This is a genomic window from Hathewaya limosa (assembly GCF_030815255.1).
Lineage (GTDB): Bacteria > Bacillota > Clostridia > Clostridiales > Clostridiaceae > Hathewaya > Hathewaya limosa.
Genome location: NZ_JAUSWN010000007.1, coordinates 1 through 20044, shown reverse-complemented (window position 1 = coordinate 20044; position 20044 = coordinate 1). Strand labels below are relative to the sequence as shown.

Below are 20044 nucleotides of genomic sequence, written 5' to 3'. Positions count from 1 at the left end.
CCTAATTTTTTTTGTATTTTTAGTTTATTATCATTATTTTTATATTTTTTTATTTATATTTTCCTTTACTTAATCTAACACTCAGCTTTATATTATAAGATCCCTCTTATTTCAGATAAATCTTTTATACCTTCTTTTATCATAAAATTTTCTATTCCTTCTATTATGTCAATTCCAGCTTTAGGATTTACAAAGTTTACTGTTCCAATTTGAATCGCCGTAGCTCCTGCCATTATAAACTCTATTGCATCCTCTGCAGTCATTATTCCCCCTAATCCTACAACTGGAACATCTACATTTTTACAAACTTCATAAACCATTCTTAGGGCAATAGGTTTTATAGCCGGCCCTGAAAAACCTGCACATCCATTATTGAAAACTAGTTTTCTTCTTTTTATATCTACAGCCAACCCTTTAAATGTATTTACAAGAGATAACGCATCTGCTCCTGCGGCACAACATGCTTGTGCCATATCTACAATATCCTCTGCATTAGGTGATAATTTAACCATTAATGGCTTCTTACAGACTCTTTTTACTTCTCTTACTATTTCATGTGCCACTTTTGATTTTATTCCAAAAGCCATTCCGCCATTTTTTACATTAGGACAAGATATATTTAACTCGATCATTTGAACCGATGTATTATTTAAAATTTTTATTCCCTCAATATAGTCTTCCAAAGTTGCCCCTCCTAAGTTAGCTATGATTACATTGCCTAACTTCTCCATATGAGGTAAATAGTCTTGTATAAATCCATGTATTCCTGGATTTTGAAGACCTACACTATTTAACATTCCCGATGTAGTTTCCCACACTCTTACTCCATCATTTCCATCTTTTTTATTAATAGTAAGTCCTTTGGTACATATTCCTCCTAGTTTTGATACATCATAAATAGGTTCATATTCTCCTCCAAAACCAAATGTTCCAGAAGCTGTTATTACAGGGTTTTTAAATTCTATTCCACACATATCTACCTTAATCATTCCATATCAAATCCTCTCCTATAAATACAGGCCCAGTTTTGCAGACTGTCTTATTTCCTTCCTTCGTTTTACATGTACATCCAAGACAAGCGCCTAATCCACATGCCATTCTATTTTCCATAGATACCAATACCTTTGTTTCTTGTTCCATGCACATTTTTACAACTTTTTTCATCATAACCGTTGGTCCACAAGTTATAACTATGTCATATTTTTCTGGTTTCAATAAATCTGTAACATATCCTTTATGTCCTTTTATCCCTTGTTCTGTAGCTATTTCTACTTTGTTTACATTTTTTTCCACATTATCCACAGAATAATCCACAGTTCTAAATCCAGCATAGAAATCTACTTCACATTTTCCTAGTTTTTGGCTTAGATATACCATCGGTGCTATACCTATTCCCCCTGCAACTAATGCCACTTTTCCACTAATATCCTCAATATTAAATCCATTACCCAAAGGCCCCATTATTTGAATTTCATCACCTTTATTCAAATTTTTCATAAGGTCAGTACCTTCTCCAACTACTTGATATAAAAAACTTATATAATTATCTTTAACATCATAAATACTAATGGGTCTTGGTAATAATATATTTCCTTGTAAAGGCTTTAACATATAGAATTGACCTGGTATTCCCTGAAAATTTCCTTCTATATGAATTTCATATATTCCCTCTTGTATTTTTTTATTTTTTATAACTTTTTCTATAGAACATATCAAAGGTATTCTCTCCTTTACTTATTTATTTCGTTTAATATTGCATTTTTCATAGCAATAGCTGCCTCTCTTGCACAATTGGCAAATTCTTTTTCTCCATTTTCTTTTTTTCTATAAGCAAGTAATATACCTCTTGAAGAATTTACTACTCCACCATTACCATTTTTTAAATAAGGTATAACATCTTTTGCTCCGCCACCTTGAGCACCATAACCTGGTATTAAGAAAAATGTATCATTTAATAATTTTCTCATCTCAATACCTTCATCAGCATGAGTACATCCCATTACACCACCTATGGAACTATATCCACATGTTCCTAAATATTCCTTACCTAAATTTTTAATCTTTTCTCCAACCCTTTTATATACTCTACTACATTCCTTTGTTTCTATATACTCTATATCTTCAGCACCTCTATTAGATGTTCTTATTAGTACAAAAATTCCTTTTTCTTTGTTTTTTACATATTCTAAATAAGGTTCTATACTATCTAATCCCATATAAGGATTTAAAGTTATAAAATCACTTTCAAATGCTCCAGTAAAATGAGCCTTAGCATACATTTCAGCTGTTTTAGCAATATCCCCTCTTTTTATATCTGCAATACTTATTACATTTTTTTCTCTTATATATTTTAAGGTTTTTGAATATGCTTTTAATCCTTCTATTCCATACGCCTCATAATAAGCAATTTGAACCTTATAACACGCTACCACATCAAATGTACTATCTATTATCTCTTTATTGAAATTAAATATTGCATCACTTATACTTGCAAATTTCTTTAAATACCCTGTTGGCAGATAAGTTACATCTGTATCTAATCCAAGACATACATGTCCTTTTTCCTCTACCACTTTAAATAATTTATCTATTATCATCTTTATTCCTCCTAAATATTGGCATAAAGTTATTTTCTATATTTGATTTCTCCACTTTTTATAGTCATTAAAATTTCTCCATAAACTTCTTGTCCGTCAAAAGGTGTATTCTTCCCTTTTGAGAAAAACTCTTTACTGTCTATTTTATATTTCTTATCTATATCAACTAAAACCAAATCTCCATTGAATCCCGGTCTTATTTCTCCACTATTTAATCCCATAATTTTAGATGGATTTTTACTCATTATTTCTGATAATTTATTTAAGCTTATATAACCTTCTTTAACTAACTTTGTGTAACAAACTGAAAAAGCTGTTTCAATACCTGATATTCCAGGTGCTCCATTTTTTTTATCTTCCTCTGTATGTGGAGCATGATCTGTTGCAATTGCATCTACATAACCATTTTTTATAGCATCTATTAGATACTGTACATCTTCTTTGCCTCTTATAGGTGGATTTACTCTGTAATCATAATTGATAAGGCCTATATGATGAGGTGTTACCTCACAAGTTAAATTTGCATTTCTTCTTTTTGCATTTATAACTGCTTCCATAGCCTCTTTTGTGCTGACATGAGCCATATGAAGTTTTGCACCTGTATTTTCACATAGTGCTATATCACGAAATGTCATTAAATTCTCTGCAACTCTCATATCTATTTCAGAGAACTCTTTAGTTTCTGCATGAGATATTATAGTCATATCTCTTTCTTTAGCTTTTAACATGGCTTTATACATTACTTCATCAGATGTTACTCCCACTCCATCATCAGATATAAATTCAACCTCTTCTGTTAAAGAATCTAAATGTTCTATAGATTGTCCCTTCATATCCTTAGTTATGGTAACAATTTGATTTATATTAACAAGATTTAAATCTTTACCTCTATTCATTACATTATAAAATGTATCCATATCACTACATCTTGGATTGGTGTTAGCCATTAGATTTACAGTTGTATATCCTCCGTGTAATGCTGCCATAGATCCCGACTTTAAATCTTCTTTAATCGTAAAACCTGGATCTCTAAAGTGACAATGCAAATCAACAAAACTTGGCATTAAAATTTTATTATTTCCATGAATAACTTGGCACTTTTTATCTAAATTAATTCCTATTTCTTTTATAATTCCTTCATTAATATATATATCTCCCTGAAACCTACTATTACAGTCAATAATCTCTACATTTTTTATCAAAAGTTCCATTCAATTTAATCTCCTCTACAATTATATTAACACTTTACATATATTTATTTAAAAGTTGACCATGAGCTATAACACCCATGGTCTAATATAATTAAAATTTATAAACTTCATCACAATATTGACATCTATAAGTTCCTTTTTCACTGTCTACAAGATAAAAACTATGAGTAATTTCTTGTTCTATTGAAGTTATACATCTTGGATTTTTACATTGAATTACATTTTCGATCTTTTCAGGTAAGTTTAATTGAAGTTTTTTAGAAACTTTTTCATTTTCTATAATGTCTATAGTAATGCCTGGATCTATGAATCCTAATGCCGCTAGATCTATATTAATTGTATTTTCAATTTTAATAATATCTTTTTTACCATTTTTATCACTATTAACATTCATAATTAAAGCAACTGGATATTCAACTTTATCTAAGCCTAAATAGTAGAAAATTTTCATACCAAGTCCTGCTTTTATGTGATCTATAACTATTCCTTTTTTGATTGCATTTATTGATAACATTATTTATCCACCCCCAAAAGTTTTGCTATTAAAGCCATTCTTACATACATACCATATTTAGCTTGTTTAAAATAACTTGCTCGTGGATCTTTATCCACTTCTATAGATATTTCATTTACTCTTGGTAAAGGATGCATTACAATCATATCTTTTTTAGCTAAATTCATTTTATCAGCATTTATAATATAACTATCCTTTAATCTTATATAATCTTGTTCATTAAAAAATCTTTCTCTTTGTACCCTTGTCATATAAAGAATGTCTGCTTCATCTATTACGTCTTCTAATCTTTCTACTTCTTTAAATTCTATATTATTTTTTCTTAAAACTTCTTCTCTAATATAATCTGGAACTTTTAATTCTTTGGGAGATACTAAGATAAATTTATTATTTTCATATCTTGACATGGCTTTTATTAAGGAATGTACTGTCCTTCCAAATTTTAAATCTCCACAGAAAGTTAAGGTTAAATTTGAAAGAGTTCCCTTAATAGAACGAATTGTAAGTAAATCTGTTAAGGTTTGAGTTGGATGTTGATGTCCACCATCTCCAGCATTAATAACTGGCATTTGTGAATACATTGAAGCAATTTTTGGAGCGCCTTCCTTAGGATGTCTCATAGCAGCTATATCTGCATAACATTCTATAGTTCTAATCGTATCTGCTACGCTTTCTCCCTTTGCTGCTGAAGAAGATTTTGCTTCAGAGAACCCTAATACTTGTCCTCCTAATCTTAGCATAGCAGCTTCGAAACTTAGTCTAGTTCTTGTACTTGGTTCATAGAATAGAGTTGCTAAAATTTTTCCATCACATACATGGGCATATGCTTCAGGTTTTTCTATAATTTTCTGAGCATATTCTAAAACTTCATTTAACTCCTCTACTGTAAAATCCATTGGATCAATTAAATGTCTTCCTTTTAACATTATTAATACTCCCCCTTTTTAGTCTCGCTGGACTAGATTTAAAGGCATAAAAAAAATCTTCCTTTTAAAGGAAGATTTATGTGCGCCATAAATGTAAAATTTTCTTTTTTAGCCATAGATATAGAACACCTATATCCGAACTTTTCTCTTCCTTTTAGACCTCTCTGGATCTATTTTTAAAGGTTATTTATTTTGTTGTTTACTACTTGTCTTTGTTTCTTGTTATACTATACATCAATTTTTTATCTACGTCAATAATTAATTTTTAAAAAATAAATTTAAGTTTTTTCTCTAAATAGACGATAATTTTATTTAGATTATATTTATTTTTGATTTTTTAGTATAAAAAGATATTTACTGAGAATTATCATATAATTTTAATTAAACATTATAACTTTAATTAAATATAGGAGGTAACTTATCTATTATGAAAATAGAAAATATTTTAAACATGCCTTTAAATACACAAGGTGTAAAAAAACAATTAGAACCCAACAATATAAATCAAGACTCTTTAAAAAAAATTGTTGAGGTAGGTTTAATTCAAAAAGTATTTGAAAATTCATTTAAAAACAATTCATCTTTTTCTATGATTTTACAATCTATTATGTCATCAATGCTTGAAAAAAATGGTGATCAATTAGGTGAAGAATTAAATTCTAGTCTTACTGGTGTAAAATTACAAGATTTAGCTAATGGATTTTCTGATACTATTTCAACTTTAGATTTAAAAAATACTTATAAAAGTTACAATAATAAAAATTATGGTATAAATACTTACTTAAATGGTTCCGTAAAAGGCATGGAAAAAATTTCAGTTAAAAATCCTAGAATAATGCAGGCTGTAGATTTGGCTTGCAGAAAATACAATATGGATAAAAATTTAGTCTTATCTGTTATCAAACAGGAATCAGACTTTAACCCAAATTGTAAATCTTGGGCTGGTGCTATGGGACTTATGCAACTTATGCCAGAAAATTGTACTGATTATGGCGTTAGTAACCCATATAACATTGAACAAAATGTAGATGCTGGCGTCCGCCATCTAAAAGACATGATTAGAGGTCAAAAGGGAAATATAGCATTAGGACTTGCCGCATACAATGCAGGTCCTGGAACTTTACATAGAAGAGGAGTCACTTCAGTAGACGGCATAGTAAATCTACCTAGTGAAACTCGTAATTATGTAAAAAAAGTATTAGGATATTGTAAAACTCTTTAAATATAAAATAAAAAATAATCTCTAAAAAGAGATTATTTTTTATTTTGTCCATTATATTCACTTATTTTTTTCCATCTTAATGCATATTCTCCTGTTGCCCATTCTGCCATAACAGCGGTTTCACCTTCTTTTAAAGGAATTGTTACACTTTGTCTTTGAGCTATTTTTCCTGATGTAACAGTATAAATTAATATTTCTTTATTAGTTAGTATAACTAATAAATCTTTATTAGGAGATGTGTAAGCATCTCTAGCCTCTGGGATTTTTGCCTTAATATCATTCCAAGATATATTCAAGGTATCATAATTTACAATTCCTCGTGAAGGAATTGTATTTATCATATAATCTTTATACCTATTTTCGTCTTCTTTTTCAACTGCCCTTCCTATCATAGCCCAATACCCATTTTTTCTTTTAAGGGTAAAATTGGTATCATCAAATTTATATCCTTGTTTATCTAGATCTTTTTCTAAATTCTGAAGATTCCCCTCTTCTCCACCACTCATAACATGCCATATTCCTAACTTGCCATAATTGAAGTTATCTAAAGGTAGTACCGCAAATTTATCATATTTTATAGCATTTATATTTTTCTTAGTATCATATTCAATTCCAACATAGTTATCGCTTATAAAGTTAACTCTACATAATAAATTTTCATTATTAGCTAATTGATCAAAATAAGATTTATTTTGATCATATTTTATATTACTTTCTTTAAATTTTTGATTCACATTATGGGCATTTAACTCTTCAAGTTTTTGATCCACATTATAGGCATTTAATTCTTCTATTATTTTTCCATTTTCAGTATACAAATTATTATTTAATCCCCAAAAACCAATATTCCTAGGTATTAAAATTTTATCTGTTTCTATTACATTTTCTATTTTTTTATTTCTAGAATATATAGTAAAAGTTCTATATTTTTGAGAAACTATTTCTTTTTTAGTATCATTGTCTAAAGGTACCTTTATCTTATTTTCACTTCTTAATCCTAATACTAAGGTACTCCTTAGTAATTCCTTTTCATCTTTGTGAATTTTACTAAATTGCTCTGTATTTCCATTAGTTTCTTTTCTATTAGAATTTTTTATCTCATTTTCGCTTACCTTTTTTAAATATAAAAATGTATCATATGCATATAATATCATATTATCAGAATCTATTTCCATAAAATCATAAAAATGTTTTTCATTTGATGTTACAGATATTATATTCAAATTTTTATTTTTTATTTGTAATTCCTGTCTAGTTCTTTTATATGCATATATTAAATACTGATCTGCATCTACTGTTTTTATTTTAAATTGAGGATTATTGCAAACTTCTTTTCCTACTCTTACTACGTCCTCATTAAATTCAATTTTATTTTTTAAAATTCTTTTCAATTCCTTTTCTGTTATTTTGCTATTCCAATTTTTATAAGATTCTATTTTCCAAATTCCTGTAATAGGTATTTTTTCATTACTAGGAGCTAATATTTTTTCTTTTTCACTTAACTCTATATTAGTAGAACAACCACTTAAAAGAGTTAAAAAAATAGATATCAATAGGAAAATAAGTACTTTATTTCTTAAATTATATTTTTTTCTCATAATCCAACTCCTTATAATACATTCTTTAACTTAATTTTAATTTAACAAGTACTTTAGTACCTTTTCCTAATTCACTTTCAATAATAAATTCTCCATTATGTAATTTAATTATTTCATCACAAATTGAAAGTCCTATACCATTCTGTGACTTGCTACTTTTACCTTTGTAAAATTTCTCCTTTACTTTAGGCAATTCTTCTTCACTTATACCACATCCTGTATCTTGAACTTCTATTACTAATTCATTATTTTTCTTATATGCTTTAAATGCTACCTCACCATTTTCAGGCGTAAATTTGAAAGCATTATCTATTATGTTAATACAAACTTGTTTTAATCTGTTTTTATCTACCATTATTGTTGGCAAATTATGTTCACATATTACTTTAAAATTTATCTTTTCTCTATTTGCCCTAGGTTTCAGATATGTTTCTAAATACTTAGCCAAAGCTTCCACCGAGAACTCTTCTTTCTTAATCGTAACTTTATTAGAAACGAACCTAGAAAAATCTAACAGTTCCTCCACCATATTAGAAAGTCTATCGCTTTCCTTTTCTATAATATTCAAGCCCTCACCTAAAGTATCTTTATCCATACCATCGGAATTTAAGACTACAGCCCATCCTTTTATAGCTGTCAGTGGTGTTCTAAGTTCATGAGATACAGAGGAAATAAAATTATTTTTAAGATTATCCTTTTTCTCTATTTCTTCTGCCATATAATTAAGGGTATGAGAAAGCTTTCCAATCTCATCTTCACAATTCACTTCACTTCTAGCCTTGAAATCACCATTAGCCATTTTTTCTGCAACTACTGTAAGCCCTTTTATAGGTTCTACAATTGAATTTGCAACAACTAAACTAACCAAAGAACCTACAAAAATAACTATAGCCCCTATAATTAAAAATAGTATCATTATACCTAAAATATTTTTATTAACTTCTTCTAAAGAAGTAACAAACCTCAAAACACCTATAACATTATTTTCTGATTTTAAAGGATATGATAAGGCCATAACACCTTTATCATAATAAGAAACCTTACCAGTCCAAACTCCATATTGATTATGTAATGCTTTTTTATAATCAGTAGTATCTAATTTTTCATAATTTCTAACACCTATGGAATCCATAAGTATTTTCCCTTTTGTATCAATAATTTGAACTTGTGCAGGAGTCTGTTTCCAAAAAATATCTACATTAGATATAATATTTTCCTCCAGAGTAGATGAAGAAAAATACCTATTATAAAACTCTGCCGAAGTCTTAATTTGACTTAAAAGATTTTCTTCAAGATTATTATAAAAATAAAATCTAATAAAACTAAACAATATTATTTCTAATACAACAATACTAAAAAGAATAACTTTCACATAACTTTTAGTCAATTTTTTTCTTATACTTTTCATAAGCTCACCACTTTATTAAATATTAGATACCCATCTATATCCTTTACCCCATACGGTTTCTATAAACTTCGGTTCTGAAGGATTATCTTCTATTTTAGTTCTTAATCTTCTCATATTTACATCAACAATTTTTGATTCCCCATAAAAATCCCAACCCCAAACAGTACTTAGAAGTTCTTCTCTACTAAAAGCTTTCCCTGGATTTTCCATAAAAGTTTTCATAAGCAAAAATTCTCTTGGGGTCATATCAATTTCTGTATCATTTTTAAATAATTTTTGAGCATAAATATCTAATTTAAATGGCTCTGAAATTATGCAAGCATCCTCTTGTTCCTTATTTTCTTCGGATACTCTTCTTAATAAAGATTTTATTCTTAACAATAATTCCTTGGGATTAAATGGTTTTACCATATAATCATCAGCTCCAGTTTCAAATCCTTCTATTTTATCATTATCCTGTCCTCTAGCTGTAAGCATTATAATTCCTATATTTTTATTCTGTTTTCTTAATTCTTCACAAACTTTAAATCCATCTATACCAGGTAACATCACATCTAAAATAACTATATTAGGTTTTTCCAATGTAACTATTTTAAGAGCATCTTCTCCTCTTTCACATTCAAAAACATTAAATCCATTATTCTTTAAAAATATTTTAACAAAACTTCTTATATTTGCCTCATCCTCAACTATTAAAACCTTGTTTTCCATATTTTAAACTCCTCTAAACTTAATTTTCTATATATAAATATAATCTATTTCTACTGCCCTTATTATACATTAAAATAAAACTATATAAGGTAACAATATTGTTACCTTATATAGTTTTATTTTAAAATTTTATATAAATATTATAAATATCTTAAAACTTTAAGAATATTTTTTATAAAGCTATTGACCATTACCTTACGTCATGTATTAATATATATATAAAGCGAGGTGAATTTTACTTTGGATAAATTTATTTCAACTGGTGAATTTGCTAGTAAAGCTGGAGTAACTATTAGAACATTAAGATATTATGATAAAATCGGATTACTAAAACCTTCTAAACTTAATGATAAAGGTCACAGGCTATATTGTATGGATGATTTTATAAGACTTCAAAAAATATTAACCTTAAAATTTATAGGTCTTTCGCTTCAAGATATTAAAAGAATTATGATTTATGAAGGTAATGACGATGATCTAAGATATTCTCTAGAACTCCAAAAAAAAGTTATAGAAAATAGAGTTGCTCAATTAAATATGGTAACAAAAGCTATAGATGAAATGATAGAAAATATTCCATTAAATGATAAACCCCATTGGGATGAAATGTTTAGTATTATGAATATCGTTAATAAACATACGAAATGGCTAGAACAATATGAAAATGCTACTAATTTACGAAAAAGAATATCTATACATGATAAATTTAGTAAAAATAAAGAGGGATGGATGCCTTGGTTTTTTAATGAACTTCTTAACATTACAGATTCTTATCCTAAAGATAAAGAGATTAAAATTCTTGAACTAGGATGCGGAGATGGTTCTCTTTGGGCTAAAAATATACACCTTATGAAAAATAACTTTAACATAACACTTACTGATTTTTCTCCCGGTATGCTGGAAGATGCAAAGAAAAATTTAAAAGACTATACTAATAACTTTAATTTTAAATTAGTTGATGCTTTAGAAATTCCTTTTGAAGAAAGTACATATGATATTGTAATTGCAAATCATATGCTATATCATTTAACAAATCTTGATAAGGCACTTTTAAATATAAAAAATATATTAAAACCCAATGGATACTTCTTTGCTTCTACTGTAGGTGAAAATCATATGAAGGAACTTAGTAATATTATAAATGGTGTTAATTGTAAAAGTTTAAAATGGGAAGGGATTATAAATACTCGTAATTTCAACCTAGAAAGTGGTAAAAACATTTTATCTAAACATTTTAAAAATATATATTTAAAACGCTACGAAGATGCTCTTATTATAAATAAGGCTTTACCTCTTACTCATTATATTTTATCTATGCCAGAAAATATAAAAAATAACTTAGATGAAAAAATTTACACTAAATTGGTAAACTATATAGAGAGCATTATAGATAAAAATAAAAACATTATAATAACTAAAGATACTGGTTATTTTAGATGTAACAAATAAATTTTGAAAGGATGTAACTTTTATGAAAAAATATAATATACCTTTTTCACCTCCAGATGTAACAGAAAGAGAAATTGAAAATGTAGTTGAAGTATTAAAATCTGGATGGATAACTTCTGGACCAAAGGTAAAAGAATTTGAAGACAATGTAGCAAAATATAGTGATGCAAACCATTCTGTTGCCGTATCAAGTGCTACAGCTGCTATGGAACTTATATTAAAAGTTTATGATATAAAAGAAGGAGATGAAGTTATAACAACTCCTTATACTTATACAGCTACTGCTAGTGTTATAGTTCATAGAGGCATTAAACCAATATTTGTAGACACAAAAAAGGATTCTTTCTTAATTGATGAAGAAGAAATAAAAAAGGCTATTACTCCAAAAACTAAAGCTATATTCACTGTGGATTTTGCCGGTGTTCCTGTAGATTATGATGTTATAAAAAATATGCTAAAAGAAATGAATAGGGAAGATATTATTTTACTTTCTGATTCTGCCCATTCTTTTGGTGCGAAATATAAGGGTAAAAGAGTTGGTGGTCAATTTGATTTCCATACATTCTCATTCCATGCAGTTAAAAATTTAACTACTGCTGAAGGCGGAGCTGTAACTTTTAATGATAATAATTTCCTAGGAAAAGAAGATTTATATAAAGAATTAAAAATTACTTCTCTTCATGGTCAAACTAAGGATGCATTATCTAAAATGAAAGCTGGTGCTTGGAAATATGACATAGTAACGGATGGATTTAAATGTAATATGACAGATATGCAAGCAGCTATAGGTCTTGTTCAACTTGAAAGATACGAAGACATGTTAAAACATAGAAGTAAAATATTTGAAATCTATAATAATATTTTAAGCAAAGAAGATTTTGCTATTCTTCCATTTATAAAAGATGAAATTAGAGAAACTTCTTATCACCTATATCCTTTAAGAGTGAAAGGAATGACAGAAAATCAAAGAACTAAAGTTATAGAAATGATGGCTGAAATGGGTATTGCAACAAATGTACACTTCATTCCATTACCATTATTCACTTTATATAAAAACTTAGGATATAAAATCGAAGATTATCCTAATGCTTATAACCAATATGCAAATGAAATTTCTTTACCTGTTTATTCAACTCTTTCTCTAGAAAATGCTGAAATAGTAGCTACAGAAATAGTAAAATGCATAAAAGAAGTTTTAAAATAAAAAATTAAAATACTTTTAAAATTTTAATTTTATATCTAAGTTTAATAACTTATTGTATAATCTAATATAAAATAATATTTATGATATAAAGAAAGGATAGTTAATTATGAAAGTTAACTTTTATACATCTTTAAGAGAATATGAAAATAGAAAAGAAGAATTTAATAAGGCTATATTTGATGTTATAACAAGAGGTATATCAACTTTAGGACCTGAAGTTAAGGAATTTGAAGAAGAAATAAAAAAATTTACTGGAGCAAAACATGCTATAGGTGTAGCTTCTGGTACTGATGCATTAGTATTATCTTCTGATATCTTAGGATTTAAAGATGGTAAAGAAGTCATTACTTCTCCATTCACATTTTTAGCATCAACATCTTGTATAGCAAGACATGGTGGAAAACCTGTTTTTGTTGATATAGATGAAGAAACATTTAACATCAATACTGATTTAATAGAAGAAAAAATCAATGAGAATACAGTAGGAATTCTTCCAATTCATTTATTTGCTCAAGTAGCCGATATGGATAAAATTATGAACATTGCAAATAAACATGATTTAAGAGTATTAGAAGATGCTGCTGAAGCCTTTGGTATGAGATGGAAAGGAAATGGTTCTGAATATAAACATGCTGGAACTATTGGTGACATGGGTATATTCTCATTCTTCCCTACTAAAACTTTAGGTGGTTATGGTGATGGTGGTATGATCGTAACTAATGATGATAACTTAGCTGAACTTGCTAAATCTTATAGAGTTCATGGTGCTAGCAAAAAATATCATTATGATCATTTAGGATATAATTCTAGATTAGATACAATTCAAGCTGCTGTTCTTTTAGTTAAATTAAGACACATGGAAGAATCTATTAAAAAGAGAGAAATCATAGCTGGTTGGTATATGGATAGATTAAAAGATATTGAACAAATAAAATTACCTGTAATAAAAGGTGATCAAAAACCTGTTTACTATGTATTTAACATCTTCGCTGAAAAACGTGATGAACTTGTTGATTATTTGAGACAGAATGAAGTACAATTTAGTATCTACTATCCAAAACCATTACATACTCAAAAATGTTTTGAGTATTTAGGTTATAAAAAAGGTGATTTCCCTGTAGCTGAAAAAGCTTGTGAAAGAGTTCTTGCTCTTCCTATATATCCTGAAATTACGGAAGAAGAAGTAGATTTTGTTTGTCAAACAATAAGAAATTTCTACACTAAATAATTACTAAAAAAAGTAATAATATATAAAGGAATTATCTATATTAAAATTTTAATATAGATAATTCCTTTTTTATAATAAAACTATTTATAATTTAAGTTTAGTACCCTTTTTCAAAAGTTCTTCGGCTTCATTAGGCATAATAGGTTTACTGAATAAATATCCTTGTACAAAATCACACTTTTTATTTTTTAGCATAGAATACTGTTTAGGTTCTTCTACCCCTTCTGCTATAATAGATAAATTCATATTTTTAGCTACTACTATTAATCCATCTATAATTGATGATTTAACCTTATCGTCACAGATATCATCAACAAAAGACTTGTCTATTTTTATATTATCTACTGGTAAAATTCTCAAATAATTTAAAGATGAATATCCTGTTCCAAAGTCATCTAAAGATATAGAAATTCCCATATTCTTAAGTTTTCTTAAAATTCCTACCTTACTATCCATAGAATCCAAAACAGAGGTTTCTGTAATTTCAAATTCTAAATATTTAGGTTCTAAATCTGTTTCCTTTAAAATTTGTTTTACACTATCTAAAAATCTTTCATCTTTTAATTGTTTTGCAGAAATATTAACTGCTATTTTTTTATAATTATACCCTTTATCTTTCCATATTTTATTTTGTTTACATACCTTTTTCATAACTAAATTACCTATCGGTATAATAAGTCCCGATTCTTCTGCAATAGGAATAAATTCACCTGGAGAAATAAACCCACAATCATTATTATCTAGTCTTAGAAGAGCTTCAAAGCCATAAATTTCTCCATTATTACAATTAATCTGTGGTTGATATTTAACAATAAATTTATCTTTATCTATACACTTTCTTAGAATACTTTCTATTTCATTATGTCGTTTTAACTCCGTAGACATAACTTTACTATAAAATTCAATTTGATTTTTGCCCAAATGTTTCGCCCTATACATGGCGGTATGAGTATTTTTTAATATAAGATCAATGTTATTTCCATCCCTTGGGAACCTAGAAACCCCCATACTAGCCGATAAATAAATTTGTTTTCCATGTATACACACTTCACCATTCATGTAACTTAGCAAATCATAACAAAATTTTCTAAAATATTCTTCACTCTCAATGTGAGGTATAGTAACTATGAATTCATCTCCCGCAAATCTATATAATCCTAATTCATTACTTAATTTGTGTCTCAACCTACTAGCAACACATTTTAAAAGATCATCACCAAAATTATGTCCTAAATCATCATTAATCTTATTAAAATCATCTATATCTATGAAAATTACTCCACCTTCGCCTTTACAGCTATTACAATTTTTCAGTATTTTACTCATGTCACTATTAAAAGATGTTTTATTAGGAAGTTCCGTCAAAGGATCATTATAAGCAAAAAACCTTATCTGTTCTTCTGCTATTTTTCTTTCTGAAATATCACTAACTGATCCTACTACTCTATCTATATTTCCAAACTTATCTTTATTTACACTTCCCTTTAACAAAATCCATTGATCTGTACTATCCCTTAACTTAAACTCATATTTAAAAAATTCCTCATCATTATTAATATAATTTAAATAACTTCTCTGAAAATCTTCTTTATCCTCTTCATTACAAAGAAGGGCTAAAATTTCCTCAAATTTTAATCCTCCATTAATATCAATTCCAACTATTGTATTCCATTTTTCTGAATAATAGAACTTGTTAGTAGTATTATTATACTCCCATATGGCCTCATTTGACCCATTAACGGCAATAGTATATATATCTTTTATTCTTTTCAATTCCTTCTCATTGTTTTGAAGCTGCAGATACTTATCTTTTAATTCATTTTGAGCAATACTTAATTTTCCATAGACTTCTGAAAGTTCATCATAATTATTTTTTAAAATTCTTATCATCTTATTAAAACTTTGAGAAAGCCTTCCTAATTCATTTTTTCTATTATAATTATGTTTTACATTTAGGTCTCCATTAGATGCCCGTTCCATAACATGCATTAAATTTGTTATAGGTTTTGTTAAACAATTAGAAAGATATATAGTTAGAGTTATACCTATAATCAAAAAAATAATTGTTACTATTATTATCATTTTAGCTATATTCATAGCCGGCTCTTTGATATCTTTCATGCTTTGACATACCATTAAAATTTCCTTATATCTTGGAATATAATTATACCTAATTAAAATTTCTTCTTGTCCTTCTTTGATTTTTATAAAACCGTTAAAAGAACTAGTTTTCCCTTTACCTAATTTATTTATTAGTTTTTCTATAGAAGGATTTTTAATAATCTTTGCACCTTTATTATTTGATTCTAACAATAAATTTTTATCTAAATTAGAACAAATTATACATCCTGATTTACCTAATTTAACTTGTTTCAAAGAATTTTCTAAGTACTTATAATTATATACATTAGCAAATACACCTAGAAACTTTCCATCTTCGTTTATAATAGGATTTGTAATAATATAACTATCTTTTCCTTCTAACTTAGATAAGATTTTCAAGTTAGTTATTATATTAGTATCATATAACATATTAGCATTTTCTTTAAACACACTATTAAAATTAAAAGCATATTCTCTTTGTAACGTATTAAAAACAACTTTTCCATCTTTATTTATAATTAGACTATTCAATAAATCATATGATACTATTTTAGATCCATATAAAATAGATTTAATAGCTTTTGTCTGCTTATTATAAAACTCTTCATTAAACATTTTATTATTGCATTTAAAAAAGAAATCAACTACTTCTTTTTTTTCTGACATAAGTTTAGTTTCAATATGTTGTTTTTTTATTACATTTTGCAACTCTCCAGAACCCATTTTAATTATATGAGTCATATTATCCTTACTTATTTTTATAAGATTACTAGATGCATATGTGTAAGATATTATTCCTAATAATATCAGTGGAGTGACCAATAAAATAACCATGCTTAATGGAAGTTTAGTTTTTATATCCATCCTCGTACCCCCAAAATAAAAGATAAGACAAACTTTCTAAGTAATTAGATTTTTTTTAAGATTTTGCATATATTGTATATATTATACCACTAAAAATATGTAATTTATATATTATTTTTATATCTAGCATATAATGTTTTATAAACATTTTTATTGGAGAAAATATTATATGAATAAGGAAATTTCTATAGAAAATATCAAATTAAATCTTAATCTTCCCGATTTCAAAACAACTGAAGATATAATTCCTTTCAAAGGTATTATAGGACAAGAAACTGCTAAAAAATTCATTGAAATGGGATTAGAAATTAATAAAAAAGAATATAATATCTATATTTCAGGGCATAGAGGAACTGGTAAAACCACTTATATATTAGAAAAAATAGAAAATTACGCCAAAACATTATCCACCCCTAATGATTGGTGCTATGCTTATAATTTTAAAGATGAAAATAATCCCGTAGCTCTTTCTCTTCCCCCTAATAAAGGAACAGAGTTTAAAAAAGATATAACCAATTTGCTTAAATTTATAATCGAAGAAGCACCTATCCATTTCACCTCTAATACCTATGAAAAAAAACGCAATACAATTATTAATAAATACGAAGAACAAATTATAGGTTTAAATGATGAATTGAATGCTCTAGCTTTAGAAAAAAATTTAATCATAGAAGAAGATTCTTCTGAAGGTATAGTCTTTATTCCCATGCTAAATGATAAAGAAATGGATTCGGAAGAGTATAATAAACTACCTCAAGCAAAAAAAGATCTAATAAATAAAAATGCTAGTGATCTCAGACTTGTATCTATTGAAATACTAAAAGAAACTAAAATATTAGAGAAAAAAATGGATGAAGAACTTTGTAAATTAGAAAATAAAATAGCAAACAAACTTCTTACTAAAAAAATTAAGCTTCTTTTAGATAAATATAATTTCAGCGAAAAAATTAATAATTATATTATTAATTTAAAAGAAGATTTAATTTCTAACATAAATTATTTTCTTGGGGACATAGATTCCAACCTTAATAATAAAGAAAAAAATCTTAAAAATACTAAATTATTTGAAGGCTTTTTAGATGATCCCATATATAGACGTTATAGTATAAACGTTATTGTGAGCAATAAAGAAAACTCTGGTGCTCCTGTTATTTTTCAAGATTCCTCTGAATACTATGATTTATTTGGACAAATAGACTATGAAAATTCAATGGGAAACCTTATTACTGATTTTACTCATATTCGTTCTGGAAATATTCACAAGGCTAATGGTGGATTCTTAATATTAAATGCTAATGATTTTATAACAAATATGGACATATATGAAAACTTAAAAAGATGTCTCAAAACAAAAGAAATCACTATAGAAAATGTTAAAAACTCCATAGAGCTCTTGCCAATAGCTAGTTTAAAACCTGAATCTATTCCTATAAATCTAAAAATCATACTAATAGGTTCTGATTTAATTTATTCTCTACTTTTAGCCCATGATCCAGATTTTCAAAGATTTTTTAAGGTTAAGGCAGAATTTGACTCAAATATTAAGTTAAATGAAAAAAATTTAAATGAAGTTATAGGCTACATGACTAACTATATAAATAACAAAAAATTCTTGCACATTGAAAAAGCTGGTATTAAAGAAATATTACTTTACTCTTGCCGTCTTTCTGAAAATAAATTTTATTTTTCATCCTCTATAGGAAAATTATTAGATATCATAGATATTTCTAATTATTTAGCTAAGAAGGAGAATTGTACCTATATAAAGAAAGTTCATGTTTTAAGAGCTTTACATGATGAACAAGAAATGCATAGTTTAATTAAATATAAAATTCTTGAAATGTATAAAAAAAATCAATATTTAATTGATATTAATGGTAGTAAAATAGGCCAAATTAATGGACTTTCCGTATGTGATTTTGGTGACATTTCTCTTGGAATGGTTCATAAAATAACCGTTACTACTTATGCAGGGAGAAAAGGTATTGTAAATATAGAAAGAGAAAGTAAAATGAGTGGAAATATACACAATAAAAGTGTTATGATCTTATCTGGATTTATTGGAAACTTATTAGGACAAGAGACTTATCTTTCTTTTAATGCTAGTATAGTTTTTGAACAATTATATTCTGGTATAGAAGGTGATAGTGCTTCATGTGCGGAATTAGTTGCTTTACTTTCATCTCTTGCAGATATACCAATTAAACAAAATTTAGCTATAACAGGTTCTATAAATCAATATGGCCAAATTCAACCTATAGGGGGAGTAAACGAAAAAATAGAAGGTTTTTTTGATACATGTAATCTATTTGGATTAAACGGTATGCAAGGAGTTATTATTCCCAAAGGCAACTTAGAAAATTTAGTATTAAAAAATGAAGTTTTAGACGCTATAGAAAAAAACTTATTTCATATATATTCTATTGAAAACATAGAAGATTGCCTAAAATTATTATATGAATTAAAGCTTGATGCTTCAGATAACACTCTTAATACTGTAAAAAATAAAATATTACTTAAATTAAAAGATTTTAATCGTCTATTGAAAAATGACATTTAAATAACAAAAAGGGGCTGTCGCATTAGCATAAAAATTTATACTAACGCGGCAGCGTTTTTTTGTGTTTTATAGAAAATTTAATAATATTTTACCTTCTATAAGATTAATAATTTAAAAATGTCGCACTTTAATAAGCCTTTAGTATTAAGGCTTTTTTGACTTGTAGAGTTTTAATATTTTAAAATTAGGCACCTTTTTTTAGTGAAAAAAGGTGTGTTCCAGTTCTATCTGACTGAATCTTATTATGTAGCTTATTTATGTTATGTGCCATTGCTAATAGCATACTTTCAGCCAAAACATTTCTTTTACCTTTACTTAGATATCTACGAAATCTCATATCTTGTTTGATTTCTGCAAAAGAACCTTCAGCTTGAATGCTCCGATTCATTCTTAACTGGCATCCTTCTTCACTTACAATTCTTTCAAGATTCTCTTTGCGAAGCATGTTA

Annotated in this window: 16 protein-coding genes; 5 read left to right on the top strand and 11 right to left on the bottom strand. The window is 27.2% G+C overall.

Annotated elements, in window-relative coordinates; genetic code table 11:
- Window positions 1–92: 92 nt before the first annotated feature.
- The 6 genes from QOZ93_RS05150 to pyrB form a co-directional block, all read right to left on the bottom strand.
- Window positions 93–989 (bottom strand): dihydroorotate dehydrogenase, encoded by an 897-nt coding sequence (locus QOZ93_RS05150; protein WP_111941310.1) that lies wholly within the window; start codon window positions 987–989, stop codon window positions 93–95.
- On the bottom strand, window positions 982–1722 hold the full coding sequence (locus tag QOZ93_RS05145; RefSeq protein ID WP_422723873.1) for a dihydroorotate dehydrogenase electron transfer subunit: 741 nt from the start codon (window positions 1720–1722) through the stop codon (window positions 982–984). The genes QOZ93_RS05150 and QOZ93_RS05145 overlap by 8 nt, the downstream gene beginning before the upstream one ends.
- 8 nt (window positions 1723–1730) lie before the next feature.
- A complete protein-coding gene (pyrF, locus tag QOZ93_RS05140) occupies window positions 1731–2597 on the bottom strand; it encodes an orotidine-5'-phosphate decarboxylase (RefSeq protein ID WP_307355386.1) in 867 nt (288 codons plus the stop codon).
- A 29-nt stretch (window positions 2598–2626) separates the two neighbouring features.
- Window positions 2627–3808: a dihydroorotase gene (locus QOZ93_RS05135; protein ID WP_307355385.1), complete on the bottom strand. Its 1182-nt coding sequence runs from the start codon at window positions 3806–3808 to the stop codon at window positions 2627–2629.
- Window positions 3809–3899: 91 nt separating this feature from the next.
- Window positions 3900–4322, bottom strand: coding sequence for an aspartate carbamoyltransferase regulatory subunit (locus QOZ93_RS05130; protein WP_111941302.1), 423 nt, complete (start codon window positions 4320–4322; stop codon window positions 3900–3902).
- On the bottom strand, window positions 4322–5248 hold the full coding sequence (gene pyrB, locus QOZ93_RS05125; protein WP_111941300.1) for an aspartate carbamoyltransferase: 927 nt from the start codon (window positions 5246–5248) through the stop codon (window positions 4322–4324). Before pyrB ends, QOZ93_RS05130 begins: the two co-directional genes overlap by 1 nt.
- A gap of 427 nt (window positions 5249–5675) precedes the next feature.
- Between pyrB and QOZ93_RS05120 the strand changes: the two genes are divergently transcribed.
- Window positions 5676–6470 (top strand): lytic transglycosylase domain-containing protein, encoded by a 795-nt coding sequence (locus QOZ93_RS05120; RefSeq protein ID WP_307355384.1) that lies wholly within the window; start codon window positions 5676–5678, stop codon window positions 6468–6470.
- A gap of 32 nt (window positions 6471–6502) precedes the next feature.
- On the opposite strand, the gene QOZ93_RS05115 is transcribed toward QOZ93_RS05120, so the two are convergent.
- The 3 genes from QOZ93_RS05115 to QOZ93_RS05105 are packed head-to-tail and all read right to left on the bottom strand — an operon-like array spanning window position 6503 to window position 10187.
- Window positions 6503–8068: a hypothetical protein gene (locus QOZ93_RS05115; protein ID WP_307355383.1), complete on the bottom strand. Its 1566-nt coding sequence runs from the start codon at window positions 8066–8068 to the stop codon at window positions 6503–6505.
- A gap of 25 nt (window positions 8069–8093) precedes the next feature.
- The gene (locus tag QOZ93_RS05110; protein WP_307355382.1) at window positions 8094–9476 is read right to left on the bottom strand and encodes a HAMP domain-containing sensor histidine kinase; all 1383 of its coding nucleotides are present in this window, start codon (window positions 9474–9476) and stop codon (window positions 8094–8096) included.
- A 15-nt stretch (window positions 9477–9491) separates the two neighbouring features.
- Window positions 9492–10187, bottom strand: coding sequence for a response regulator transcription factor (locus QOZ93_RS05105; RefSeq protein WP_307355381.1), 696 nt, complete (start codon window positions 10185–10187; stop codon window positions 9492–9494).
- A 228-nt stretch (window positions 10188–10415) separates the two neighbouring features.
- Here QOZ93_RS05105 and QOZ93_RS05100 point away from each other — a divergent pair, with 228 nt between their 5' ends.
- The 3 genes from QOZ93_RS05100 to QOZ93_RS05090 all read left to right on the top strand — a co-directional run bounded on the left by QOZ93_RS05100 (window position 10416) and on the right by QOZ93_RS05090 (window position 14068).
- A complete protein-coding gene (locus QOZ93_RS05100; protein WP_422723870.1) occupies window positions 10416–11636 on the top strand; it encodes a MerR family transcriptional regulator in 1221 nt (406 codons plus the stop codon).
- A 22-nt stretch (window positions 11637–11658) separates the two neighbouring features.
- A complete protein-coding gene (locus QOZ93_RS05095) occupies window positions 11659–12840 on the top strand; it encodes a DegT/DnrJ/EryC1/StrS family aminotransferase (RefSeq protein ID WP_307355379.1) in 1182 nt (393 codons plus the stop codon).
- Between the two features lie 106 nt (window positions 12841–12946).
- Window positions 12947–14068, top strand: a complete 1122-nt coding sequence (locus QOZ93_RS05090) for a DegT/DnrJ/EryC1/StrS family aminotransferase (protein ID WP_307355378.1) — start codon at window positions 12947–12949, stop codon at window positions 14066–14068.
- A gap of 84 nt (window positions 14069–14152) precedes the next feature.
- On the opposite strand, the gene QOZ93_RS05085 is transcribed toward QOZ93_RS05090, so the two are convergent.
- Complete coding sequence (locus QOZ93_RS05085; RefSeq protein WP_307355377.1) at window positions 14153–17035, bottom strand: EAL domain-containing protein; 2883 nt, start codon at window positions 17033–17035, stop codon at window positions 14153–14155.
- A 169-nt stretch (window positions 17036–17204) separates the two neighbouring features.
- Here QOZ93_RS05085 and QOZ93_RS05080 point away from each other — a divergent pair, with 169 nt between their 5' ends.
- The gene (locus QOZ93_RS05080; RefSeq protein WP_307355376.1) at window positions 17205–19595 is read left to right on the top strand and encodes an ATP-binding protein; all 2391 of its coding nucleotides are present in this window, start codon (window positions 17205–17207) and stop codon (window positions 19593–19595) included.
- A gap of 184 nt (window positions 19596–19779) precedes the next feature.
- Here the strand turns inward: QOZ93_RS05080 and QOZ93_RS05075 are convergent.
- A partial coding sequence (locus tag QOZ93_RS05075) for a transposase (RefSeq protein WP_307355374.1) occupies window positions 19780–20044 on the bottom strand: 265 nt, incomplete at its 5' end.